This is a genomic window from Sphingomonas sp. SORGH_AS_0789 (assembly GCF_031453055.1).
Taxonomy (GTDB): domain Bacteria; phylum Pseudomonadota; class Alphaproteobacteria; order Sphingomonadales; family Sphingomonadaceae; genus Sphingomonas.
In genome coordinates, this window is the sequence record NZ_JAVIYV010000001.1 from 3,945,667 (window position 1) to 3,965,322 (window position 19,656).

A 19,656-nucleotide genomic window follows, 5' to 3' on the forward strand; every position below is an offset into this window, starting at 1 on the left:
AGTCCTCCATTCGTCAACCTACAAATGAAAAAGGCGCTTGCTCCGAACATGGCGCTTTTATCGCTAATCTTTCAACTTCACGCCAAAACGGATCAGAAATTCTTTCGGACCTGCACCCCCGTAGTTGCAGCCCGTTCACCGTCGGCCACCCTCAGGCCAAGGTCGAGCCCGATATCCCACCCCGCGGGTAGGGTGAGACCAATGCCCGGCGCGAACATGAACTGCTCGCGTGACCACCCGGATGCGATCAGGCTGTAATAGGACGGTCCGCTCACATCCGCATAGTCCAGCCCCTGGCGGGTGCCGCGGGTGAACTCGTGAAGCCACTCGGTCCGCAGGCGTGCGGTAAGGAGACCGACCGACACAGGGCGTTGCCACCCCAGGCGAAGACCTAGCGCCCCGGTAACGGACATCAGGTCGCGGTCGTCGAAGCGCAGGTTATACATGCCCGCGCCCTCTTCGATATAGCGCGTCAGACGCCCGTCGAGATACTCAGCCCGGCCATAGAGCGACCAGCGTAGCGCCCCGGAGGTACGATCGATCCCCGTCGACAGTGCGCCGGTGGTGAAGGTGCCAGTCCGGTCCGCCATCGCCAGCGCTCCCGCCGCGGCATCCTGGCGCCGCAGCGAATAGTCGAGCCAGCCTTGGGCGAGCATCCCGTCGATGAACAGCCCGCGCAGCGGCATCGCGCTGCCATAGACGGCCAGCACCTGGCTATCGCTGTTCACCTGGGCCGCCCCGCCGGCGATCGTGCTGCGGTCGAGGCCGAGCCCACCGCCGATCCCGAGCGTGACCCCCTTGGCGACCCGCAGGTCGACGCCGGCGCTCACACCGGAGGTCGTGGCGCTCACCTTCGAACGACCGGTGATCGCATCACGCGTCCCGATATCGACGGTCCCGCCTGCCCATAGGCCGACCCGGCCGCAACCCGTCGCCGCAGTCTCTTCGCGCGTGGAGGTTTCGCCACGACGTCCCTCCCGTCGATGCGCACCCGGCGCACTGTCATCGATGGGTTGCCCCGGAAGACGCCGGTCATAGCTGCGATCGGTCGAGCTCAACCGCAGGCCGTTCGCCGAACGGGTGCAGTCGTCGCCGTGCAGCGTCTCGGCATGACCCATGAAGTTGGCCACCTGCGTCCGCGAGAAGCGGCGCGCCGCCTCCGCCTGCGCATCGCTCATCGCGCGAACGTTCGCATCCCGCGACGGATCCGGACGGGCGGTAACCGTGATGGTTACCGTTGCCGGTGAGGACGTGCCGAACGTGTTGGCCAGCGTGTAGCCCACCGCGATCGTCCCGCTGAAGTGCGCCTTGGGCGTCACCTGGAGGCGGAAGGTGCGCGCGTCGGCGGTGCCCCCGGCAACGATCGTCGCGGTCGCCTGGTCGGCAGGCGACACGCTGGTGATCGCCGCCGCGGTGAACGGACCGCCCGAAGCAGCAGCGGTCAGGTCGACCGAGACGGGCTGGCCGTCGATGGCGGAGGCCGTGATGGTGGTTACTGTGGGCGCCTTGCCGACCACCTGGATGGTCGCGGTGGCCGGTGCCGACGTGCCGCCCGGTCCGACAGCGACATATTGGAAGGTGTCGGTGCCCTGATAGCCCGGTTCCGGCGTGTAGACCGCTATGACCTGGCCTGGAATGGAAACCGAGGAAGCTGCCATCGCCACAGCCATGAAGGACGGACCACCGAAACCACGCATCGCAAGGGTGCGCGAGATCGTGACCGTGCCATGCGCGGGTTGGGTGACGATCCGGATTTCATCGAACTGGCCCGTCACCAGGCTCGACAGATTGAGGCTCACGCTTTGCCCGGCTTCCGTCTTGGTATTGGCGGCAACCGACGTGGTGACCGGATTGGCCGCGACCGGGGGAGGCGGGGTGCTTACCGCGAGCGTGTAGGTGGCGGTACCGGTGGCGCCGTTGGCGTCGGTGACGCTGACGGTGACGGTGTAGTTGCCCGGCGTGGTTGGCGTACCCGACAGGATGCCGTTCGACGCAAGGGTAACGCCGGCGGGCAGACCCGTGGCGGTGTAGCTGTACGGCGCGGTGCCGCCCGAGCTCATCAGCGTGGCGCTGTAGGCGGTGCCGGCGGTGGCCGCAGGCAGCGGACCTGAGGCGGGCGACAGCGCCAGCGTCGGCGCGGTCACCGTGACGGTGACGGTTGCCGGGCTGCTGGTGCCCGAGGCATTGGTGGCGGTGTAGGTGAAGCTGTCGCTGCCCGAGAAGCCGGCGGTCGGGGTGTAGCTGATGCTGGTGCCCGAGGCGGTGGCGGTGCCATGGGTGGCCTGGGTCGCGACCGCGACCGAGGTCGCAGTGCCGCCCGACACATTCAGGGTCACGGCATTGGCGGTGCTGTTGGCGGCAACCGTCGTGCTGACCGCGCCGGCCACCGGCGCCTGGACCGACACGGCGATCGTGTAGCTGGCAGTGCCGGTGGCGCCGTTGGCGTCGGTGACGCTGACAGTGACGGTGTAGTTGCCCGGGGTGGTCGGCGTACCCGACAAGGTGCCGTTCGACGCGAGGGTGACGCCGGCGGGCAGACCCGTGGCGGTGTAGCTGTACGGTGCGGTGCCGCCCGAGCTGGTCAGCGTCGCGCTGTAGGCGGTGCCGGCGGTGGCCGAAGGCAGCGGACCCGCCGCAGGCGAGACGGTGAGCGTCGGCGCGGTCACCGTGACGGTGACGGCCGCCGGGCTGCTGGTGCCGGACGCATTGGTGGCAGTGTAGGTGAAGCTGTCGCTGCCCGAATACCCCGCGGTCGGGGTGTAGGTGATGCCGGTGCCCGAGGCGGTGGCGGTGCCATGCGCGGCCTGAGTCACGACCGCGACCGAGGTGGCGGTGCCGCCCGAAAGATTCAGTGTGATTGCATTGGCGCTGCTGTTGGCGGCGACCGAAGCCGAGATGGCACCCGCGACCGGTGCCTGCGCTGCAACCGTGATGGTGTAGCTGGCGATGCCCGTGGCACCATGAGCGTCGGTGACGCTCACGATGACGGTGTAACTGCCTGGCGTCGTCGGTGTACCCGACAGGGTGCCGTTCGCCGCGAGAGTGACACCAGCGGGCAGACCCGTGGCAGTGTAGCTGTACGGCGCGGTGCCGCCCGAGCTGGTCAGCGTGGCGCTGTAGGGGGCACCGGCGGTGGCTGCCGGCAGCGGACCTGCCGCAGGCGAGACGGTGAGCGTCGGCGCGGTGACCGTGACGATGACGGTCGCAGGTGCACTGGTGCCGGACGCATTGGTGGCGGTGTAGGTGAAGCTGTCGCTGCCCGAGAAGCCGGCGGTCGGGGTGTAGCTGATGCCGGTGCCCGAGGCGGTGGCGGTGCCATGCGCAGCCTGGGTCGCTACGGCGACCGAGGTGGCGGTCCCGCCCGACAGGTTGAGGGTGACGGCATTGGCGGTGCTGTTGGCGGCCACGGTCGTGCTGACCGCGCCGGCCACCGGTGCCTGCGCGGCGATGGTGACGCTGTAGCCGCGCGCAGCGGTGAAGTTCTGCGCATCGGTCGCGGTCACCGTGAAGGTGAAGGTGCCCGCTGCGCTCGGCGTGCCCGCCAGCGTGCCGTTCGACGCCAGGGTGACGCCGGTCGGCAGCGCGCCGGCGGTGATGGCATAGCTGTAGGGTGCGGTGCCGCCCGTGGTGCTCAGCGTCTGGCTGTACGCGCTGCCCGCCGTGCCGCCCGGAAGGCTGGTCGGCGAGAGCGTCAGCGTCGGCGCGGTCACCGTAACAGTGACGGTCGCGGGACTGCTTGTGCCGGACGCATTGGTGGCGGTGTAGGTGAAGCTGTCGCTGCCCGAGAAGCCGGCGGTCGGGGTGTAGCTGATGCCGGTGCCCGAGGCGGTGGCCGTGCCATGCGCAGCCTGGGTCGCGACCGCGACCGAGGTCGCGGTGCCACCCGACAGGTTCAGGGTCACGGCGTTTGCGCTGCTGTTGGCGGCGACCGTGACGCTCACGGCGCCGGCCACCGGCGCCTGCGCGGCGATCGTGACGCTGTAGCCGCGCGCGGCGGTGAAGTTCTGCGCATCGGTCGCGGTCACCGTGAAGGTGAAGGTGCCCGCCGCGGTGGGCGTGCCCGCCAGGGTGCCGTTCGACGCCAGGGTGACGCCGGTCGGCAGCGCGCCAGCGGTGATGGCATAGCTGTAGGGTGCGGTGCCCCCCGTCGTGCTGAGGTTCTGGCTGTAGGCGCTGCCCGCCGTGCCGTCCGGGAGGCTGGTCGGCGATACCGCCAGCGTCGGCGCGGTCACCGTGACCGTGACGGTCGCGGCCGAGCTGGTGCCGGACGCATTGGTGGCGGTGTAGGTGAAGCTGTCGCTGCCCGAATACCCCGCGGTCGGGGTGTAACTGATGCTGGTGCCCGAGGCGGTGGCGGTGCCATGGGCGGCCTGGGTCGCGACGGCGACCGAGGTCGCGGTGCCGCCCGACAGGTTCAGGGTGACAGCATTGGCGCTGCTGTTGGCGGCGACCGTGACGCTCGCGGCGCCGGCAACCGGTGCCTGCGCGGCGATGGTGACGCTGTAGTTCCGCGCGGCGGTGAAGTTCTGCGCGTCGGTCGCGGTCACCGTGAGGGTGAAGCTGCCCGCTGCGCTCGGCGTGCCCGCCAGGGTGCCGTTCGACGCCAGGGTGACGCCGGTCGGCAGCGCGCCGGCGCTGATGGCATAGCTGTAGGGTGCGGTGCCGCCCGTGGTGCTCAGCGTCTGGCTGTACGCGCTGCCCGCCGTGCCGCCCGGAAGGCTGGTCGGCGAGAGCGTCAGCGTCGGCGCGGTCACCGTAACAGTGACGGTCGCGGGACTGCTTGTGCCCGAGGCGTTGGTGGCGGTGTAGGTGAAGCTGTCGCTGCCCGAATAGCCGGCAGTCGGCGTGTAGCTGATGCCGGTGCCCGAGGCGGTGGCCGTGCCATGCGCAGCCTGGGTCGCGACCGCGACCGAGGTCGCGGTGCCACCCGACAGGTTCAGGGTCACGGCGTTTGCGCTGCTGTTGGCGGCGACCGTGACGCTCGCGGCGCCGGCCACCGGCGCCTGCGCCTGCGCGGCGATGGTGACGCTGTAGCCGCGCGCAGCGGTGAAGTTCTGCGCGTCGGTCGCGGTCACCGTGAAGGTGAAGGTGCCCGCCGCGGTCGGGGTGCCCGACAGAGCGCCGTTCGACGCCAGGGTGACGCCGGTCGGCAGCGCGCCGGTGGTGACGGCATAGCTGTAGGGCGCGGTGCCGCCCGTGGTGCTCAGCGTGGCGCTGTACGCGCTGCCCGCCGTGCCGCCCGGCAAGGTCGCCGGGGCCAGCACGAGCGTCGGCGTGGTGACCGTGACGGTGACGGTCGCCGGGCTGCTGGTGCCCGAGGCGTTGGTGGCGGTGTAGGTGAAGCTGTCGCTGCCCGAGAAGCCGGCGGTCGGGGTGTAGCTGATGCCGGTGCCCGAGGCGGTGGCGGTGCCATGGGCGGCCTGGGTCGCGACGGCGACCGAGGTCGCGGCGCCGCCCGACAGGTTCAGGGTCACGGCGTTTGCGCTGCTGTTGGCGGCCACGGTCGTGCTGACCGCGCCGGCCACCGGTGCCTGCGCGGCGATGGTGACGCTGTAGCCGCGCGCAGCGGTGAAGTTCTGCGCGTCGGTCGCGGTCACCGTGAAGGTGAAGGTGCCCGCCGCGGTCGGGGTGCCCGACAGAGCGCCGTTCGACGCCAGGGTGACGCCGGTCGGCAGCGCGCCGGTGGTGACGGCATAGCTGTAGGGCGCGGTGCCGCCCGTGGTGCTCAGCGTGGCGCTGTACGCGCTGCCCGCCGTGCCGCCCGGAAGGCTGGTCGGCGAGAGCGTCAGCGTCGGCGCGGTCACCGTAACAGTGACGGTCGCGGGACTGCTTGTGCCCGAGGCGTTGGTGGCGGTGTAGGTGAAGCTGTCGCTGCCCGAATAGCCGGCAGTCGGCGTGTAGCTGATGCCGGTGACCGAGGCGGTGGCCGTGCCATGCGCAGCCTGGGTCGCGACCGCGACCGAGGTCGCGGTGCCACCCGACAGGTTCAGGGTCACGGCGTTTGCGCTGCTGTTGGCGGCGACCGTGACGCTCGCGGCGCCGGCCACCGGCGCCTGCGCGGCGATGGTGACGCTGTAGCCGCGCGCGGCGGTGAAGTTCTGCGCGTCGGTCGCGGTCACCGTGAAGGTGAAGGTGCCCGCCGCGGTCGGGGTGCCCGACAGAGCGCCGTTCGACGCCAGGGTGACGCCGGTCGGCAGCGCGCCGGTGGTGACGGCATAGCTGTAGGGCGCGGTGCCGCCCGTGGTGCTCAGCGTGGCGCTGTACGCGCTGCCCGCCGTGCCGCCCGGCAAGGTCGCCGGGGCCAGCACGAGCGTCGGCGTGGTGACCGTGACGGTGACGGTCGCCGGGCTGCTGGTGCCCGAGGCGTTGGTGGCGGTGTAGGTGAAGCTGTCGCTGCCCGAGAAGCCGGCGGTCGGGGTGTAGCTGATGCCGGTGCCCGAGGCGGTGGCGGTGCCATGGGCGGCCTGGGTCGCGACGGCGACCGAGGTCGCGGCGCCGCCCGACAGGTTCAGGGTCACGGCGTTTGCGCTGCTGTTGGCGGCCACGGTCGTGCTGACCGCGCCGGCCACCGGTGCCTGCGCGGCGATGGTGACGCTGTAGCCGCGCGCAGCGGTGAAGTTCTGCGCGTCGGTCGCGGTCACCGTGAAGGTGAAGGTGCCCGCCGCGGTCGGGGTGCCCGACAGAGCGCCGTTCGACGCCAGGGTGACGCCGGTCGGCAGCGCGCCGGTGGTGACGGCATAGCTGTAGGGCGCGGTGCCGCCCGTGGTGCTCAGCGTGGCGCTGTACGCGCTGCCCGCCGTGCCGCCCGGCAAGGTCACCGGGGCCAGCACGAGCGTCGGCGTGGTGACCGTGACGGTGACGGTCGCCGGGCTGCTGGTGCCCGAGGCGTTGGTGGCGGTGTAGGTGAAGCTGTCGCTGCCCGAATAGCCGGCGGTCGGGGTGTAGCTGATGCCGGTGCCCGAGGCGGTGGCGGTGCCATGGGCGGCCTGGGTCGCGACGGCGACCGAGGTCGCGGCGCCGCCCGACAGGTTCAGGGTCACGGCGTTTGCGCTGCTGTTGGCGGCCACGGTCGTGCTGACCGCGCCGGCCACCGGTGCCTGCGCGGCGATGGTGACGCTGTAGCCGCGCGCAGCGGTGAAGTTCTGCGCATCGGTCGCGGTCACCGTGAAGGTGAAGGTGCCCGCTGCGCTCGGCGTGCCCGCCAGCGTGCCGTTCGACGCCAGGGTGACGCCGGTCGGCAGCGCGCCGGCGGTGATGGCATAGCTGTAGGGTGCGGTGCCGCCCGTGGTGCTCAGCGTCTGGCTGTACGCGCTGCCCGCCGTGCCGCCCGGAAGGCTGGTCGGCGAGAGCGTCAGCGTCGGCGCGGTCACCGTAACAGTGACGGTCGCGGGACTGCTTGTGCCGGACGCATTGGTGGCGGTGTAGGTGAAGCTGTCGCTGCCCGAGAAGCCGGCGGTCGGGGTGTAGCTGATGCCGGTGCCCGAGGCGGTGGCGGTGCCGTGGCTCGCCTGCGTGGCCACGGCGACCGAGGTCGCGGCGCCACCCGACACGTTGAGGGTAACGGCGTTGGCGGTGCTGTTCGCGGCGACGGTCGTGCTCGAGGCATTTGCTACCGGCGCGACTGCGGCCTCACTGCATGATACAATAGCAGTGACCGTTCCTGCCGAGTTTACGCTACCTTGAGCACCAAAGTCATAGTCTCTGGACGGACTTGGGTTAAAGGAACCAGACGTCACCGCCTCCGAACCATTTCGCGGACGGGTTTCGACTATTACATTTACACCGCCATCCGCATATATACCGAAATATGCCGCACCTAAATTTCCCGGCGACGGCTCATTTATTTCTGATGCACTACTGTTTCTGGTCTCAGCTCGGTAAGTAATGACCTCATTCGATCCAAATCCGGAGTACGTTATGTAAAGACCGCTATCTCCACCTGGAGATGTCCGTCCACCACTCCAGTCGGCGTTTAGCTGCGTGCAAGCTGCCGTTCTCGCATCTGCCCGATCCGCAAACTGCGTCACAGATAGCAACGTCGCAGCGACCCCACCGAACACACGCAACGACCGTCGCAACCTCATTAGCGCATGCAGACTCAGCTTCATTACAATCTCGCCCCGATGCCTCTGCCCCTGTGTTAAAGGGAAGGCTGCAAAGGCTAATTGGCAGGTAAGCATCTCCATTTGGTTAAAGGCGCTGCTGGAACTGACGTGCCCCCCGTTTCTCCATTCACCTGAAACTGGAAACCTGCCCTTGGTGAGCCTCAGCGACTGCTACGGGCTGAAATCAGCTTTGCGCCTTCGTTGAAGCGCTCCAGCCACGTTTGCATGGTCTGCCGCTCAGCAAGCGGTCGCGTGGCTGCCACCTGTTGGAAGGCCATTAAGTCCAGGGGAGCCGTGGCGATGATCGTGTCGATCTCGTCCGGATCGAGCAACTCCTCGTTCCGAATGAAAGCGGTCATTGACCCTGGCCTCGTTCGGGTGGAGCGCCGCCATAGCCCTTCGACGGTGCGGAGCCGAGGCGCGGCGCGCGCCTCCATCAATACGATCAGACGCAGTTCCTGGCGCGGTAACGCCCTCACCTCCTCCGGCTGCATTGCAGTGCAGAAAAAGCACGAGCTCTTCGGAAATGGCGGTAGGCCGGCATCGGCAATGCACCGGTCACATGCCTCACGGTCCCATCGCCACTCGCGAAGCGGATATCGATAGTCGTAGAGGTCGGAGACGTGTCCCTCGCGGTGCTCATAGCGCTGATTGTCCCGCGCCGAACAGTCATAGCCGATCAGGCGTACGACCTTCCGGCCCTTGCTCCATGCGTGCTGCGCCAGCGGCCATGCCTTGACCCATTTGTCCTGTGGCGAAATCTTGTGCCGTGCGGAACAGGAATGGAGGCCGAAGGCGATCGACGGCAATGTGCCGTTGGTCAGGCAGGCTTCGAGGAGATCATCGTAGGGCGGCCAGTGTTTGCAGTGCGTCACCCGGTACCAGACAACTTCGTTGGGGACACCGTGGGCATCCATCCAGTCCCGGAACAGCGGTATGAGAGGTCTTGTCCTTGGCTGCTCTGGCATGTCGGCCAGCAAGACCATGTCGGGCGGTTCACCGCGCTGGACCAGTTCGATGATCATGGCGGTCGAATTGGCCCCCGCACCCCAGGCCGCCACCACGGGCACGCGAGGACGGCCGATCATCACGCAATCATCGCCAGGGCCCGGTCCGGTCGGGGCGGCTGACGGTCGGTGACACGATAAGGCTGCAACGGGTTTCGGGTCTCGACGACGTAATGAAGACGCCCGGTCACCCGTCTCAGCCGGAGGGCTACGGCATAAGCGTGGTCGAACGAGGCGAGCTTTGCCCGGAGCGGGGAGATTGGCACCACGATGACCTCCATGGGAAGTGGATCAAGGATCGACCGATGCGGATGTGTTGTCGCGGTCGCATTACGGCTGGTGACAAGGTGCGCAGTCTCCGCCTCGTGGAGGAGGCGCACTTCAGAACGTTCATGCATCCCGCCAACTTTCGTCGCCGGGACTCATTTGGCGACCAGGCTGGGCACCGCATTCAGGCGGCAAGGACGGAGCGGGCATTGGCGCTTCGCCAGTCGGGCTGCTCCCGATCGAGCACTTCGCGAACGATCTCCAGGTCGTCCGTGGGATCGTTCGCGTCGGCGCCGACCAGGCAGAGTGCGATCAGATCCGTGAGGACCGCCTGCATCAGGTCGTGATGATAGCCATCGACATCATAGCCCGTGCACGGCAATTCGCAGGCCAAATGCAAGGCCGCATGAAGCTCCTTCACCCGGAGTTCGGCGCGGCGTCGGCGGCTGACATCGTCGTCGCGGGTGGAGCGAGCGGCGATCCGCAAGGACGGTGACCATCGCCAACGACCATCAGGGTCTGGAAGCATCGAACCGACAGCAGCCCATCCGGCGGCGGACAACGCACCCCTTGGGATGAGCGCGATCGGGTCGTGCGACCATTCGAGTTCTTCGAGGTAAAGGATCCGGGCGGCGATACGATCCTTGCGCGCGGTCGCATCGGGGTGGCTGGCGCGAAGACCTTGGCCAAGCTCGAACGGCGTCAGCGAAACCAGGAGGGATGGATCGGCCGAATCCGGCACCAGACGCGACGCATAGAGCGCCGCCAGCCCCACCGGGTCGACCGGCCGCTTGGCTCCAAGAAAGTCCGGAGCAAGAGCCCTCCATAACGCCTCGAGCCACGCTTCGAGTGGGACCGTGTGGCGCAACGTCCCGCTGTTGTCGGCGTCGATTATGTTGATCCGATTGCCACTGCGGATCGCCGGCAATGTGTCAGCATCGAACGCGACGGTGCTCAGCACCGACAGTTCGATGCTGCTGAGCGCAACGTGGGCCGCCACGGCGGGAGAAGTACCGGCGCGCGTCATGCAGCCACACCCGAGTGATGGGCTGCGAGCGGCGTCGCGACAACGCCGACATAGCGGTCGCAGCTGTTGCAGAAGACCGCATCGTACGTGTCACCGAGCTTCCAGGCCTGCGCCGCCTCGTCCCAGGCTGCCCAGGCGTCCCGCACGACGTCACGTCCCCCGCACTCGCGGCAGCCGATCGCAATCCTGTTGGCGAGACCAGGCGGCGCGTCTTCCGGATAGACGGTCAATGAAGAGCACGGGATCTCCTCGCGATCGAAAGAAAGCCAGCTGGCGCCCTCGTCCAGTGCCTGGCCGAGAAGCCGCCAGAGGACAGGCGTCACATTGTGGGGTCGTCGGGGATGGTCCTCGATGACACCGATATGGATCATATAGCCATCGTGATGCGGCACGATCGTGAGGTCCGCGCGACGGGAAATCGGGTGCCCCGCGCGACTGTCGGCGATCAGGTCTTCGATGATACGTCGCTCCTCGGCAGGCAGATGCAGCGTCGAGCAGACGCACGTATGGAAGCGGCGCATGAGCGTCTCCGCGTTATTGTGGCAGGGGCGACGACGACAGCGGTTGGACGATGATTTGCCGATCGGGCGCCTGCCCGCAGCCTGCGGTGGCGCTGCCCGATCGGCAGATACGGATCAAACCACTATGCCTCCTCGCGACTGCCGTGGTGAAAGGGTGCGAAGGTGTCCCGCGTCAGGCGGCGAGCGCGGTCGGCGGCACGATCTCGATCCGCGCGTCGCGATAACCATGCTCGGCCTGCCAGCGCTCGGCAGCAGCGCGGTCCGCGGCGACATGCTGCAACTCGGTACGGCCCATCAGGCTGGTGATCACCAGCGCTTCGCCGGGTTGCGGCACCGATACGATCTCGAAGCGCAGCGGAGTGTCGACGGTGAACACCCGGTGCATTCGCATCACGATGGTGCCGTGCTGACTGAAATCGCCCACATGGATCGTGAAGCTGTTGATCATGCTTGATCCTGCCCGCAGTTCGCGTCCGGCTAGTCGCCCGGTACCGTTCCGGCTTTCCCAGTCTTGCACCTTGCGAACGTACCGGGCCGGCGGTCTGGGCGTGCCATCGCTCCAGCGAACAAGCGACCCGAGCGGTGCTTCGGCAATGAGGGCGGCGGTGGAAAGGATCATGAGACATCTCCGGACCGGACCATCCGGTCAGTCCGCCTCCCTCACCTCCCCTTCCATTGCTGCGGCCCGCCAGCTCGCGATTTCGCGGTTCATTCAGCATCACCCCGGAAGCAGGCCGGATCGCAAAGGACGATAGCGTAGCCGCGATGGTGGAAATCGTTGCCCATCGATCGTCACCGGCCGAACGCCAAGGCGTCGGCACGGCATGTTGCGTCGGTCAACGAAACCGCATGGTATCGCCAGGATTGGGCGCGGTTCCTGGTCGCCATCGCCCGTCATCCGGCGCTGTTGGTCGAGCCCATCGAACAGATCGGGGTTGCAATCCCTTGTCATTGCCGAGCCTCAGGCAGCAATTGCGAGGCGGGTCGCGGCCCCGAACGCACGTAGCGCCCGTGCCATCTCGATCCGCAGCCGCGCCTTGTTCGATATCACGATCTCCGGCGCGAGAGCGACACCAGCGGCAGTGACATAGCCGAACGCCGGCACTCCGGGCGCGATCTCGATCACGATGCGGTGACCGCACGGACTCACCTTGCCGGCATAGCGGGCGGTGAACTCACCGAGCTTACCGGTGAGCCCCTGGATGACCTTGCTCCAGCGAATGTGCCCGGCACCGACATTCTCGCCCATATCTCGCCCGCGCGCCAACCAGGTCCTTACGTGCTTGCGCTGCTGGAGGGGGGCGTTGCGCGTGCGCTCCATGACCCGGCAAAGCGGAATCACCGCTGCGTGCGCATCGATGACGCTGAGGTAGCTGCCCTGGGCCACCACGAGGATATCGTCGATCTCGGCCCCCTTCAGCAAGTTCGCCAGTTGCTGGCGGGCGGCCGGCGATGCGGCGAGCGCATCGGCGCGTTCCGGCGTCATCGTCTCGGTCCATGGAACGCGGGGAAGACGAGCATCGACGAAACCGTGCATCGCCGACAGGATCACGGTTCGCGCGTGCCGTGTGCCCGGTATCTGCCGTACCTCCTCCGCGAGCGGGCAGTCGAGCAGGTCGATCGTCGGGGCGGCCGATCGGTCGATATCGCGGGCCACAACGGCGGCGAGGATGATCAGCCGGCGGTTCCAGGCGACCGGGCGATGGCCGTCGGATGGCTGCGGCCAGGTGCTCGGCAGCGGGCGTGATGCCAGCGGCGCGGTCGACGCTGTCGTCGCCTTGCGCTCCGCGGCGGCGAACTGTCGGCGAGCAGTGTCGAACAGGTCGTCGCGTCGTCCGCCGCCATCGGTGAAGCCCTGCGCATAGGCCTCGGTCGATCCCACAGGAATGACGCCGGGGAGGTTGGGACCGGGTGGTTTATACTCCCATCCTGCCTGCGCCGCGTACCAGCCATGGGCATAGTCGACCGATCGCAGCCACTCGTAACCATGGCGGTCCCGCCCCGCGAGGATCGCGGCATCCTGCGCCGACGCACGGCCGAGGCGGAGTTGTGTCGCGGTGAACGCGAAATTGGCAGCGTCCCGCTCGCGCGCGGCATCCCGAGATATCTGCTCGTTGACCGGTCTCATCGCCGCGACCCGTGCACGAGAGCGCGCCATGCGATCAGCGAGCGGTGCGGATGGTGGCAGGTCAGGATGATCGCGCCAGGCGGCGGCGATCAGAGCGGCGTGTTCGGGTTTGCGGCCGCGTGCGACCCAGCAAGCCGCATCCGCCGGATCGAAGCTTGTGTCTGGCATATGTGGCCCTGGTCAGGCAGCGATCCGGGGCAGGTTCGGCGACGCCGGCGCCAAACGCCGCGCGCCCGCAGTAGCGAACTGCCCGCCGCTGATGATGGCGATCTCTTCGGCACATCGGCGGCGCAGCACCGCGTCGCCCGACGGTAATGCCGCAGCAATTCTGCCAAGATGGCGCGCCAGCAGGATCACGGCGGCGTCGGCGTTTGGCTCCTTGCCGGCGGCGTAACAGTCCGTGATCGCGGCGGATACCGCATGAGTGGCGCCGGTGATGACGGTCAAAGCGCTCGGATCGAGTGCCTGCTGATGGCGGTATAGGGTATCGATGGGCATCGGCTGTCTCCCTGGTTCACACCCGAATCCGCACCGCCTCCCCCTCCATGCGCGATCGCAATCTTCTCGTCGTCAGATGGTACCTGCCTGCGCAGGTTAAGGTTTCTTGATCGAGAGGCAGCCGCGGCGGACACGAGGACGGCGACCTATGGTCGTGGGTCCTCACGATTGTCGTAGATCGGCTGGGCGCCAGGCAGCCAGTCCCCAAGCGGCCATATCCGGCCGTTATAGCTGACCCGCGCGATCGGCTGCTTGCCAAGCAGCAGCACGGCTTCGGGAAGGTCTCTGGCGCCGAGGCCCAACCTGTCGCGGCGTCGGTCGTGAAGACGTGAGGCCTCAGCCCAATCGGTGGCAACCAGGTCGGGAAAGCCGCGTTGGACGATGCGGAACGGCTTGCGGGCAAGCGGGCGTTCATGCCGGTCGAGCAGCGCGCGGGAGATATGTCCGGCATAGACCGCGACCGCCGCCCAGTAGGCGGCGATGAACGCCTTGCGCCTGTCCTAGTTGATACCGGCGCGGGCGCGGGCATCGCGCGCGAGATCGCGCAACAGGATCGCAAGCGGCAGGCGGCAAGCGATCGGCATCGCCAACAGCAGGCGCGCCGCGGGAAGGCCCAGCACGGGATTGCGAACCTCGGCCCGACGTGAGCGATGATCCATGTTCACCTCCCTTGCAGTCAACTGAAGGCTGCGCGCAGCCGCCACCGGCGCGCGAACGGGGAAGATTACGGGCGTCAGGTCGAAGCGAGTTCGCCAGACCCGCTGCGAAAACCGCGCTACTCCGGCCGGGAAATGGGGGGTGCGACGCGCGACCTTGATGCTGAAGAGCAACCTATCGTGAAAAATCGCTCGATGCGGACTTGGCTGGATTCAGCATCGTCACGAGGCGACGTCTAATTTCGCGTTTTATCTGATCACGCGAGAGATCGTGGGTGCAGGAACCGGATACGCTCGGCGCATCAAGGAGTCCGGCGATGCGGAAGCCGGTATTGAATTTCCTCGTCGGTCAGATCCTCGAGCAGTTGCAGCGTCGTGCCGATACCGGCGACATAGACGAGGACTGTCCGTTTACCGAGATGTTGCCGAGGCCAGGCGGTCGGGTTCAACTCTCCGGCCAGTCCCCGAAAGTCACTATGGGTCGTGGACCAGACGGCCTCGAGCTTCTCGCTGCGACTCATGTGAGAGGTGTCGCCGGTTTCCCGCAACAGGATCGCGGCGCGCATCCTGTCCGGAGCGCCGGGATCGCCAAGGTCGCAATAGCCATGGAACCAGCGTTTCCGGCCGGCGACCTCGATCTCGAAAAAGACCGAGCCGACACTACCGGCTTTCATCTCCGAAAGCGCGAACATGGCGCGGCCGATGAACAGCGGCGGGAGCACCTCGAACATCTCGTCATATGCGCGCTGCTCGATCTCGAACCAGCGGCCCGCATAGCAAGCGCCGGTCATTCGATCTTCGAGCGAGGCATCGACAGGAATGTTCAGCAGTTCGAACATCTCGGTATGCGACGCGACGTCGGCGAAGACTTTGTGGTAGAAGGGATCGATAGGCATGGGATGTTCTCCATGGCGATGGAACCCGGAGCCGGGAGGCGGTGAGTTAAGGTAAAGGTGGCAGCACATCGGTTTGCGCACGCCATGAGCGGGAGGCCGGTGACGCCATTGGCGGCCGCTAGTCGTTCGAGGATCGGATACGACAGACTGGAGAGCCGCAGCCGGGCCGGTTTGGGTCAACCAGCGACTTATGAGAAGTCGGCGGCGAAGCGGATCGGATCTGGACCGACGCGTACCCTGCAACGGCCAGACACCCGATAGCCTGGTCCAGCCGACACGTTACCGATCGCCTCGTGACAGACCGCGCCAGCGATGCAGCTTCTCCGCGCTGCCAAAGCAGCCCGGCGGGGCGTAGCCGGTCAGATATTCGACATAAAGTGGTAGAGCCGCAAGGTTTTCCTGGTCAGCGCCTTCCAGGGTGCCGAACAGGTCGTTCGAGAGAAGACAACGGTAGAAGGTGCTGAGCGAGGCACCATAGCCCTCCTCGATGTAACGCCGGATGCGCTCGCGACCGCCCTCCGGCAGCATGTCCAGCTTCTCAATCCACAATGCGTTGGTCATGGGTTCACCTTTCGGAAGGTCTCGTTGCAGGAGAAAATGATTGTCGCGCCCGGGCGCGCGGCCGCGTCGGCACGTCCGTGACCGAGCGCAGCCGCACGTCAGAGGCTGGGCGGCGTTCACCAGTTATGGACATCTAGCCCGACCACCACGGAGGCGTCGCAATCGAACAGGATCTGGTCGAAGCCGTGCTCCCTCGCGAAGCGCATCGCTTCGCGTAGATTGTCGGGGATCTGGTCGGTGGGCACATCCGGTTCGCGGGTCGCGACGAGCCAGCCGTAGAAGGTGCTGGCGATCGGGATTGGTGCGGGCGGCGGAGGGCCGATCGACCAACGTTCCAGCCACTCCGAGGTGGCATGCGACAGATGGGCGGTCGACAGTACGCAGTACCGCCCCTGCTCGATCGGTACCTCATCGGTCGTGATGCGAGCGGTGCCGATCGCGAAATATTCCGCGATGTCGCCAGAAAAATAGACGTCGGCGACCGTGTCGTCGCTGAGCGTGGCGGGATCGCGTGCATCATCCGTTCGATCCCAGCGGGATCGGCACCAGGTCGCCAGTTCGCGCGTGAGTGCCGCAGCGCTCTCGGCGACATAAAAGCGGGTGCCATCGCCGGAATCGATCAGGGCGACCTCGACGCTTCCACCATCGATGCCCTCGCTTTTTGCCCCGGCGGCCGCCAAATCCTCCATCAATGCGGCGCGCGCGGCATCGTCGAGACCGCCTGGCGTTTCGAGGGCATCTCGGGCACGGGCAAGCAGGTCGCGCAGGGCGCGATTGGTGGAATCGGTCATCACGGGTCCTCTCGTGGACATCGCCGTCCGCACCGAGGCGGACCGCAGCCAGGTTCATGCCGCCCGGGCAAGCAATGGCAGAGCGGTGATATCGCCGGCCGATGCCGAGCGATCGATCACCGGATAGGGATGTTCGGGCACCTTCTTTGCGGCGAGCCGCGCCGCCCGGGTCAGCGGAAAGACATAGGCATGGCATCCCGGATGGCGCTGCCGGCGCAGGAAGCCCGATCGTTCGAGCGCCGTCAGCCATGCAGATGGCTCTTCGCCGTGCATCGGCGCCCGTGCGCCAGCGCGCAGCAGGTCTTCGACCGCATAACGCTGGCCGCATTCGGCGTTGCGGATTTTCGACAGGGCGCGCGAGGAGATCGGGCGGCCATCGGGCATGATCAGGTCGGTGCGCTGACTGGAGCGTCCGACATAGCGTGCCGCCATCACCGCATAGAGGCCGCCGACATGCCCTGGCATGAAGACCCGGCCGTTCGCGTCGGTACGCCGAACCGAATCAGCATAGGAGATGACCGCCAGGATCTCGGGCTTCTCCCGTCGAAGCAGACGGAAGGCTCGAGCGACGAGAAAGCTCTCAGCGTTACCACCCTGACAGTCGAGCACCACCAGACGTCCCAGATCGCAGGCGGAACGAGGGACATTGAGGCCGGTATTCTTCGGGACGCTGGCATCGTTGACCGGGTGTGAGAAGACACAGACCCCGACAAGCTCCGGCCGCGCATCCGCACCGTTGGCGAACAATCCGACCGAAAGCCGCGTCACCGGCATGGACCCCGCATAGTGATGTGCACGCACAAAGGGCGCTGCGGCCTTGCACGTATCGATCACATCGACTGCGAGGCGCTGCGGATCGATCTCGCTCGCAGTCGGTACCCAGCGGCTACGACGGTCGCGCCAACGCTGCGAGCGGGTGGTGTGCATGACGATCTCCCGACTGTCCGCCATTCACTCCCCCCCTTCCCTTCTATCCGTCCGAGCCGCTGCCGCTTCGCGGCAAGGGGATCGGCACGGATCGACCGGCGGCGAGGTTGATGAAGGCCCCGGCGTGACCGATCGACCCTCGACCCAGCAGGTCGAACAGCAAAGCGAGGGCGTGGCTGGCTATGACACGGTTGACGAACAGCGACTGGCGTTCGAGCGCCTCGGCCACCGAGCAGGAAGGCGTGTCGTCGTCGGGCAGGCCGTCATCGGCCAGCTCGGGGAATATCTCGAGCACGGTCGGCAATCGCGGGCGCGCAGGCTCATCCGCCGTTCCGGGACAGCCAATTACGAATTGCCCATCCAGTGCCCGGTTGCCGAGATCCATCCAATAAACCGGTTTACGCCTGGCGTCCTCGATCGCGGCGCCGAGCGACCGACGAGCCGAGGCGGTGTCGACGCAGCTGATGACGATGTCCATCGTCGCGAGGTCGACCGCTTGCGGTGCACGGCCACGGACTGCGGTCCAGCCGAGACCATGGGCGATGTTGATCCGCTCGGTGAGCACGCGCGCCTTCGAGTCGCCGACATCGCAGGGATAAAAGGGCTGACGCCCGAGATTGGCTTCGCTGACGATATCGTCGTCGACGGTGACGACGTGGAGCGAACGCGAGGAGATCGCCCGCAGGCCGGTCTCGAGGGCGGCCAGTCCCATCAGCATCTGGGCCCCGTTCCCACCACACCCAACGAGCAGGGTCCTGATCGTCCGTTGGTCGAAGGCTGCCGGGAGGTAATGACGATCCGAGCTATCGATTTCCATCATCCGTCTTTCGCAAAGGGGCTGCGCGGCAGGGGGATGAACATGCCGGCAGCGCACAGCCTCGCCGCCATATCCGGACCGGCGGGATCATCGAGACGGCCGATGACGATGGCGATCTTGGTCGCGTGCGCGTCATCGGCGTCGTCGGTGGGGCTGAAATAGGAACGGAAACGCCCATGGCTGTGGACGTCGCAGACGACGTGCCAACCCGGCGGAGGAATGGGCGTGCGGTATAGGATACGGGACGGACTCGCCTCGATCACGGTCGGAAACTCGATGCAGAAGGTGCGCGTGTCCTCGTTCCAGAGGATGAAGGCGGCCCCCTCGTCGGGCAGGCTGGCGAGGAAGTGCTCGCGGATTGCATCGAGATGCACGCGCGGGATCAGACCGCAACGCAGTTCGGCTTCCGTCTTGCCTATGCTGCCATAGGGCAGATAGGCCGGAATCGGCGGTGTGACCGGCAGGTCGAGTATCAGCCAGGGCCGGCGCAGGATCAGCATCACACCGTCCTTGCCGATGGCGAAGCCATGGCCAGACTGAGCCGCGCGCAGCCCATCGATGGCGGGGGATCGGCCGGTCGCCGGCACCGGGTAGCACGGCATGGCCGCCAGGACCGCGGCCGCTGTTGGATCGTCGGCGAGCGGCGTCATCGACCGCCTCGTGCGATAAGCCGGGCCACGGTCATCGGCTCGGGCACCCCCTGAGCCGAGCCTGTTCGCATCCGCCCTTTTGACCTTACGACGAAGGGCTTGAGCCGCCGGACGGGAAATCGCGTGGCCTCGCGAGCGGCGAGGTCGTCCCAGAGCCGGATAAGCCCCCCTTTGCCGGTCACGGTCAGGTCCTGGCCTTGATTGGGATGGGTCGACCAACTGTCGAACACCGCGCGTTCGAAGGCCGGTATCGATGCAACCTCGAGTTTCGTGGGTTTGGGGACGGTGCCCCAGCAAAGCTGACCGTCGGAAAAGACGTTCAGGATCGGAGAGTGGCGCAGCACCGTATCGGCGCTCGGCCGTGCGTTCACCGGCAGGGCATAGACCCCAAGGCGGGCGTGGGTCGCGACGAAGAGATGGGCTGGATAGGGCACCGGTACGATCGTCCGCTCGCCTAGTCGATGGAGATCGGGCGGCGGGTCCGACAGCGCGAAAAAGCCCATCCGAACCTGCGCCGGCGCCCACCATGCGAGCATGTCCGAGTGGGCGACCAGGACATTCTCCGGCAGGAGTTCGGGCCTGGTGATGCGACCCAGCGCGGTGGCCCAGTGGCGCAGATCGGCGCGCGACAGCGGCACACCCGCCGCAATCGTCGGTCGATCCTCTTCGTCGAGTTCGACCTCGTGGATGCTGGCGAAGGCAGACGCATGCTGAAGCGCGCCACCCGACCGATAGAGCAGAATGGCTTTGCTCAGGATCAGGCTATCGCCGGACGCCAGGAAGCTGGTGGAATGATACGTCATGG

The 19,656-nt window shown here is 67.1% G+C and carries 15 protein-coding genes; 1 reads left to right on the forward strand and 14 read right to left on the reverse strand.

What is annotated here, in order from left to right; translation table 11 throughout:
- Positions 1–92 precede the first annotated feature (92 nt).
- The 7 genes from QE360_RS17835 to QE360_RS17865 form a co-directional block, all read right to left on the reverse strand.
- Complete coding sequence (locus tag QE360_RS17835) at positions 93–8,186, reverse strand: Ig-like domain-containing protein (RefSeq protein WP_309703717.1); 8,094 nt, start codon at positions 8,184–8,186, stop codon at positions 93–95.
- Positions 8,187–8,266: 80 nt separating this feature from the next.
- Positions 8,267–9,193, reverse strand: a complete 927-nt coding sequence (locus QE360_RS17840; protein WP_309703719.1) for a hypothetical protein — start codon at positions 9,191–9,193, stop codon at positions 8,267–8,269.
- 370 nt (positions 9,194–9,563) lie between these two features.
- On the reverse strand, positions 9,564–10,406 hold the full coding sequence (locus tag QE360_RS17845) for a hypothetical protein (protein ID WP_309703721.1): 843 nt from the start codon (positions 10,404–10,406) through the stop codon (positions 9,564–9,566).
- Positions 10,403–10,927, reverse strand: a complete 525-nt coding sequence (locus tag QE360_RS17850) for a hypothetical protein (RefSeq protein ID WP_309703723.1) — start codon at positions 10,925–10,927, stop codon at positions 10,403–10,405. Before QE360_RS17850 ends, QE360_RS17845 begins: the two co-directional genes overlap by 4 nt.
- Before the next feature lie 172 nt (positions 10,928–11,099).
- Positions 11,100–11,375: a hypothetical protein gene (locus QE360_RS17855; RefSeq protein WP_309703725.1), complete on the reverse strand. Its 276-nt coding sequence runs from the start codon at positions 11,373–11,375 to the stop codon at positions 11,100–11,102.
- A 513-nt stretch (positions 11,376–11,888) separates the two neighbouring features.
- Positions 11,889–13,223 (reverse strand): hypothetical protein, encoded by a 1,335-nt coding sequence (locus tag QE360_RS17860; protein ID WP_309703727.1) that lies wholly within the window; start codon positions 13,221–13,223, stop codon positions 11,889–11,891.
- 12 nt (positions 13,224–13,235) lie between these two features.
- Positions 13,236–13,553 carry a hypothetical protein gene (locus QE360_RS17865; protein WP_309703729.1) on the reverse strand — a complete coding sequence of 106 codons (318 nt, stop codon included), beginning with the start codon at positions 13,551–13,553 and terminating at the stop codon, positions 13,236–13,238.
- 374 nt (positions 13,554–13,927) lie between these two features.
- Between QE360_RS17865 and QE360_RS17870 the strand changes: the two genes are divergently transcribed.
- Complete coding sequence (locus QE360_RS17870; RefSeq protein WP_309703731.1) at positions 13,928–14,200, forward strand: hypothetical protein; 273 nt, start codon at positions 13,928–13,930, stop codon at positions 14,198–14,200.
- Between the two features lie 311 nt (positions 14,201–14,511).
- Here QE360_RS17870 and QE360_RS17875 read toward each other — a convergent pair whose 3' ends face one another.
- The 7 genes from QE360_RS17875 to QE360_RS17905 form a co-directional block, all read right to left on the reverse strand.
- Positions 14,512–15,105, reverse strand: a complete 594-nt coding sequence (locus tag QE360_RS17875) for a DUF1419 domain-containing protein (RefSeq protein WP_309703733.1) — start codon at positions 15,103–15,105, stop codon at positions 14,512–14,514.
- Positions 15,106–15,384: 279 nt separating this feature from the next.
- A complete protein-coding gene (locus tag QE360_RS17880) occupies positions 15,385–15,666 on the reverse strand; it encodes a hypothetical protein (RefSeq protein ID WP_309703735.1) in 282 nt (93 codons plus the stop codon).
- A gap of 116 nt (positions 15,667–15,782) precedes the next feature.
- Positions 15,783–16,457: a hypothetical protein gene (locus QE360_RS17885; RefSeq protein ID WP_309703737.1), complete on the reverse strand. Its 675-nt coding sequence runs from the start codon at positions 16,455–16,457 to the stop codon at positions 15,783–15,785.
- 54 nt (positions 16,458–16,511) lie between these two features.
- On the reverse strand, positions 16,512–17,408 hold the full coding sequence (locus QE360_RS17890; RefSeq protein ID WP_309703738.1) for a hypothetical protein: 897 nt from the start codon (positions 17,406–17,408) through the stop codon (positions 16,512–16,514).
- Positions 17,409–17,427: 19 nt separating this feature from the next.
- A complete protein-coding gene (locus QE360_RS17895) occupies positions 17,428–18,201 on the reverse strand; it encodes a PRTRC system ThiF family protein (protein WP_309704229.1) in 774 nt (257 codons plus the stop codon).
- Positions 18,201–18,851 carry a PRTRC system protein A gene (locus tag QE360_RS17900; protein ID WP_309703740.1) on the reverse strand — a complete coding sequence of 217 codons (651 nt, stop codon included), beginning with the start codon at positions 18,849–18,851 and terminating at the stop codon, positions 18,201–18,203. The genes QE360_RS17895 and QE360_RS17900 overlap by 1 nt, the downstream gene beginning before the upstream one ends.
- The gene (locus QE360_RS17905; protein ID WP_309703742.1) at positions 18,848–19,654 is read right to left on the reverse strand and encodes a PRTRC system protein B; all 807 of its coding nucleotides are present in this window, start codon (positions 19,652–19,654) and stop codon (positions 18,848–18,850) included. The genes QE360_RS17900 and QE360_RS17905 overlap by 4 nt, the downstream gene beginning before the upstream one ends.
- Positions 19,655–19,656 lie beyond the last annotated feature (2 nt).

Bases quoted from the DNA above. Each gene is read 5' to 3' on its own strand.
- QE360_RS17835 (WP_309703717.1), bottom strand. From the start codon at position 8,186: ATGGAGATGCTTACCTGCCAATTAGCCTTTGCAGCCTTCCCTTTAACA.
- QE360_RS17840 (WP_309703719.1), bottom strand. From the start codon at position 9,193: ATGATCGGCCGTCCTCGCGTGCCCGTGGTGGCGGCCTGGGGTGCGGGG.
- QE360_RS17845 (WP_309703721.1), bottom strand. From the start codon at position 10,406: ATGACGCGCGCCGGTACTTCTCCCGCCGTGGCGGCCCACGTTGCGCTC.
- QE360_RS17850 (WP_309703723.1), bottom strand. From the start codon at position 10,927: ATGCGCCGCTTCCATACGTGCGTCTGCTCGACGCTGCATCTGCCTGCC.
- QE360_RS17855 (WP_309703725.1), bottom strand. From the start codon at position 11,375: ATGATCAACAGCTTCACGATCCATGTGGGCGATTTCAGTCAGCACGGC.
- QE360_RS17860 (WP_309703727.1), bottom strand. From the start codon at position 13,223: ATGCCAGACACAAGCTTCGATCCGGCGGATGCGGCTTGCTGGGTCGCA.
- QE360_RS17865 (WP_309703729.1), bottom strand. From the start codon at position 13,553: ATGCCCATCGATACCCTATACCGCCATCAGCAGGCACTCGATCCGAGC.
- QE360_RS17875 (WP_309703733.1), bottom strand. From the start codon at position 15,105: ATGCCTATCGATCCCTTCTACCACAAAGTCTTCGCCGACGTCGCGTCG.
- QE360_RS17880 (WP_309703735.1), bottom strand. From the start codon at position 15,666: ATGACCAACGCATTGTGGATTGAGAAGCTGGACATGCTGCCGGAGGGC.
- QE360_RS17885 (WP_309703737.1), bottom strand. From the start codon at position 16,457: ATGACCGATTCCACCAATCGCGCCCTGCGCGACCTGCTTGCCCGTGCC.
- QE360_RS17890 (WP_309703738.1), bottom strand. From the start codon at position 17,408: ATGGCGGACAGTCGGGAGATCGTCATGCACACCACCCGCTCGCAGCGT.
- QE360_RS17895 (WP_309704229.1), bottom strand. From the start codon at position 18,201: ATGGAAATCGATAGCTCGGATCGTCATTACCTCCCGGCAGCCTTCGAC.
- QE360_RS17900 (WP_309703740.1), bottom strand. From the start codon at position 18,851: ATGACGCCGCTCGCCGACGATCCAACAGCGGCCGCGGTCCTGGCGGCC.
- QE360_RS17905 (WP_309703742.1), bottom strand. From the start codon at position 19,654: ATGACGTATCATTCCACCAGCTTCCTGGCGTCCGGCGATAGCCTGATC.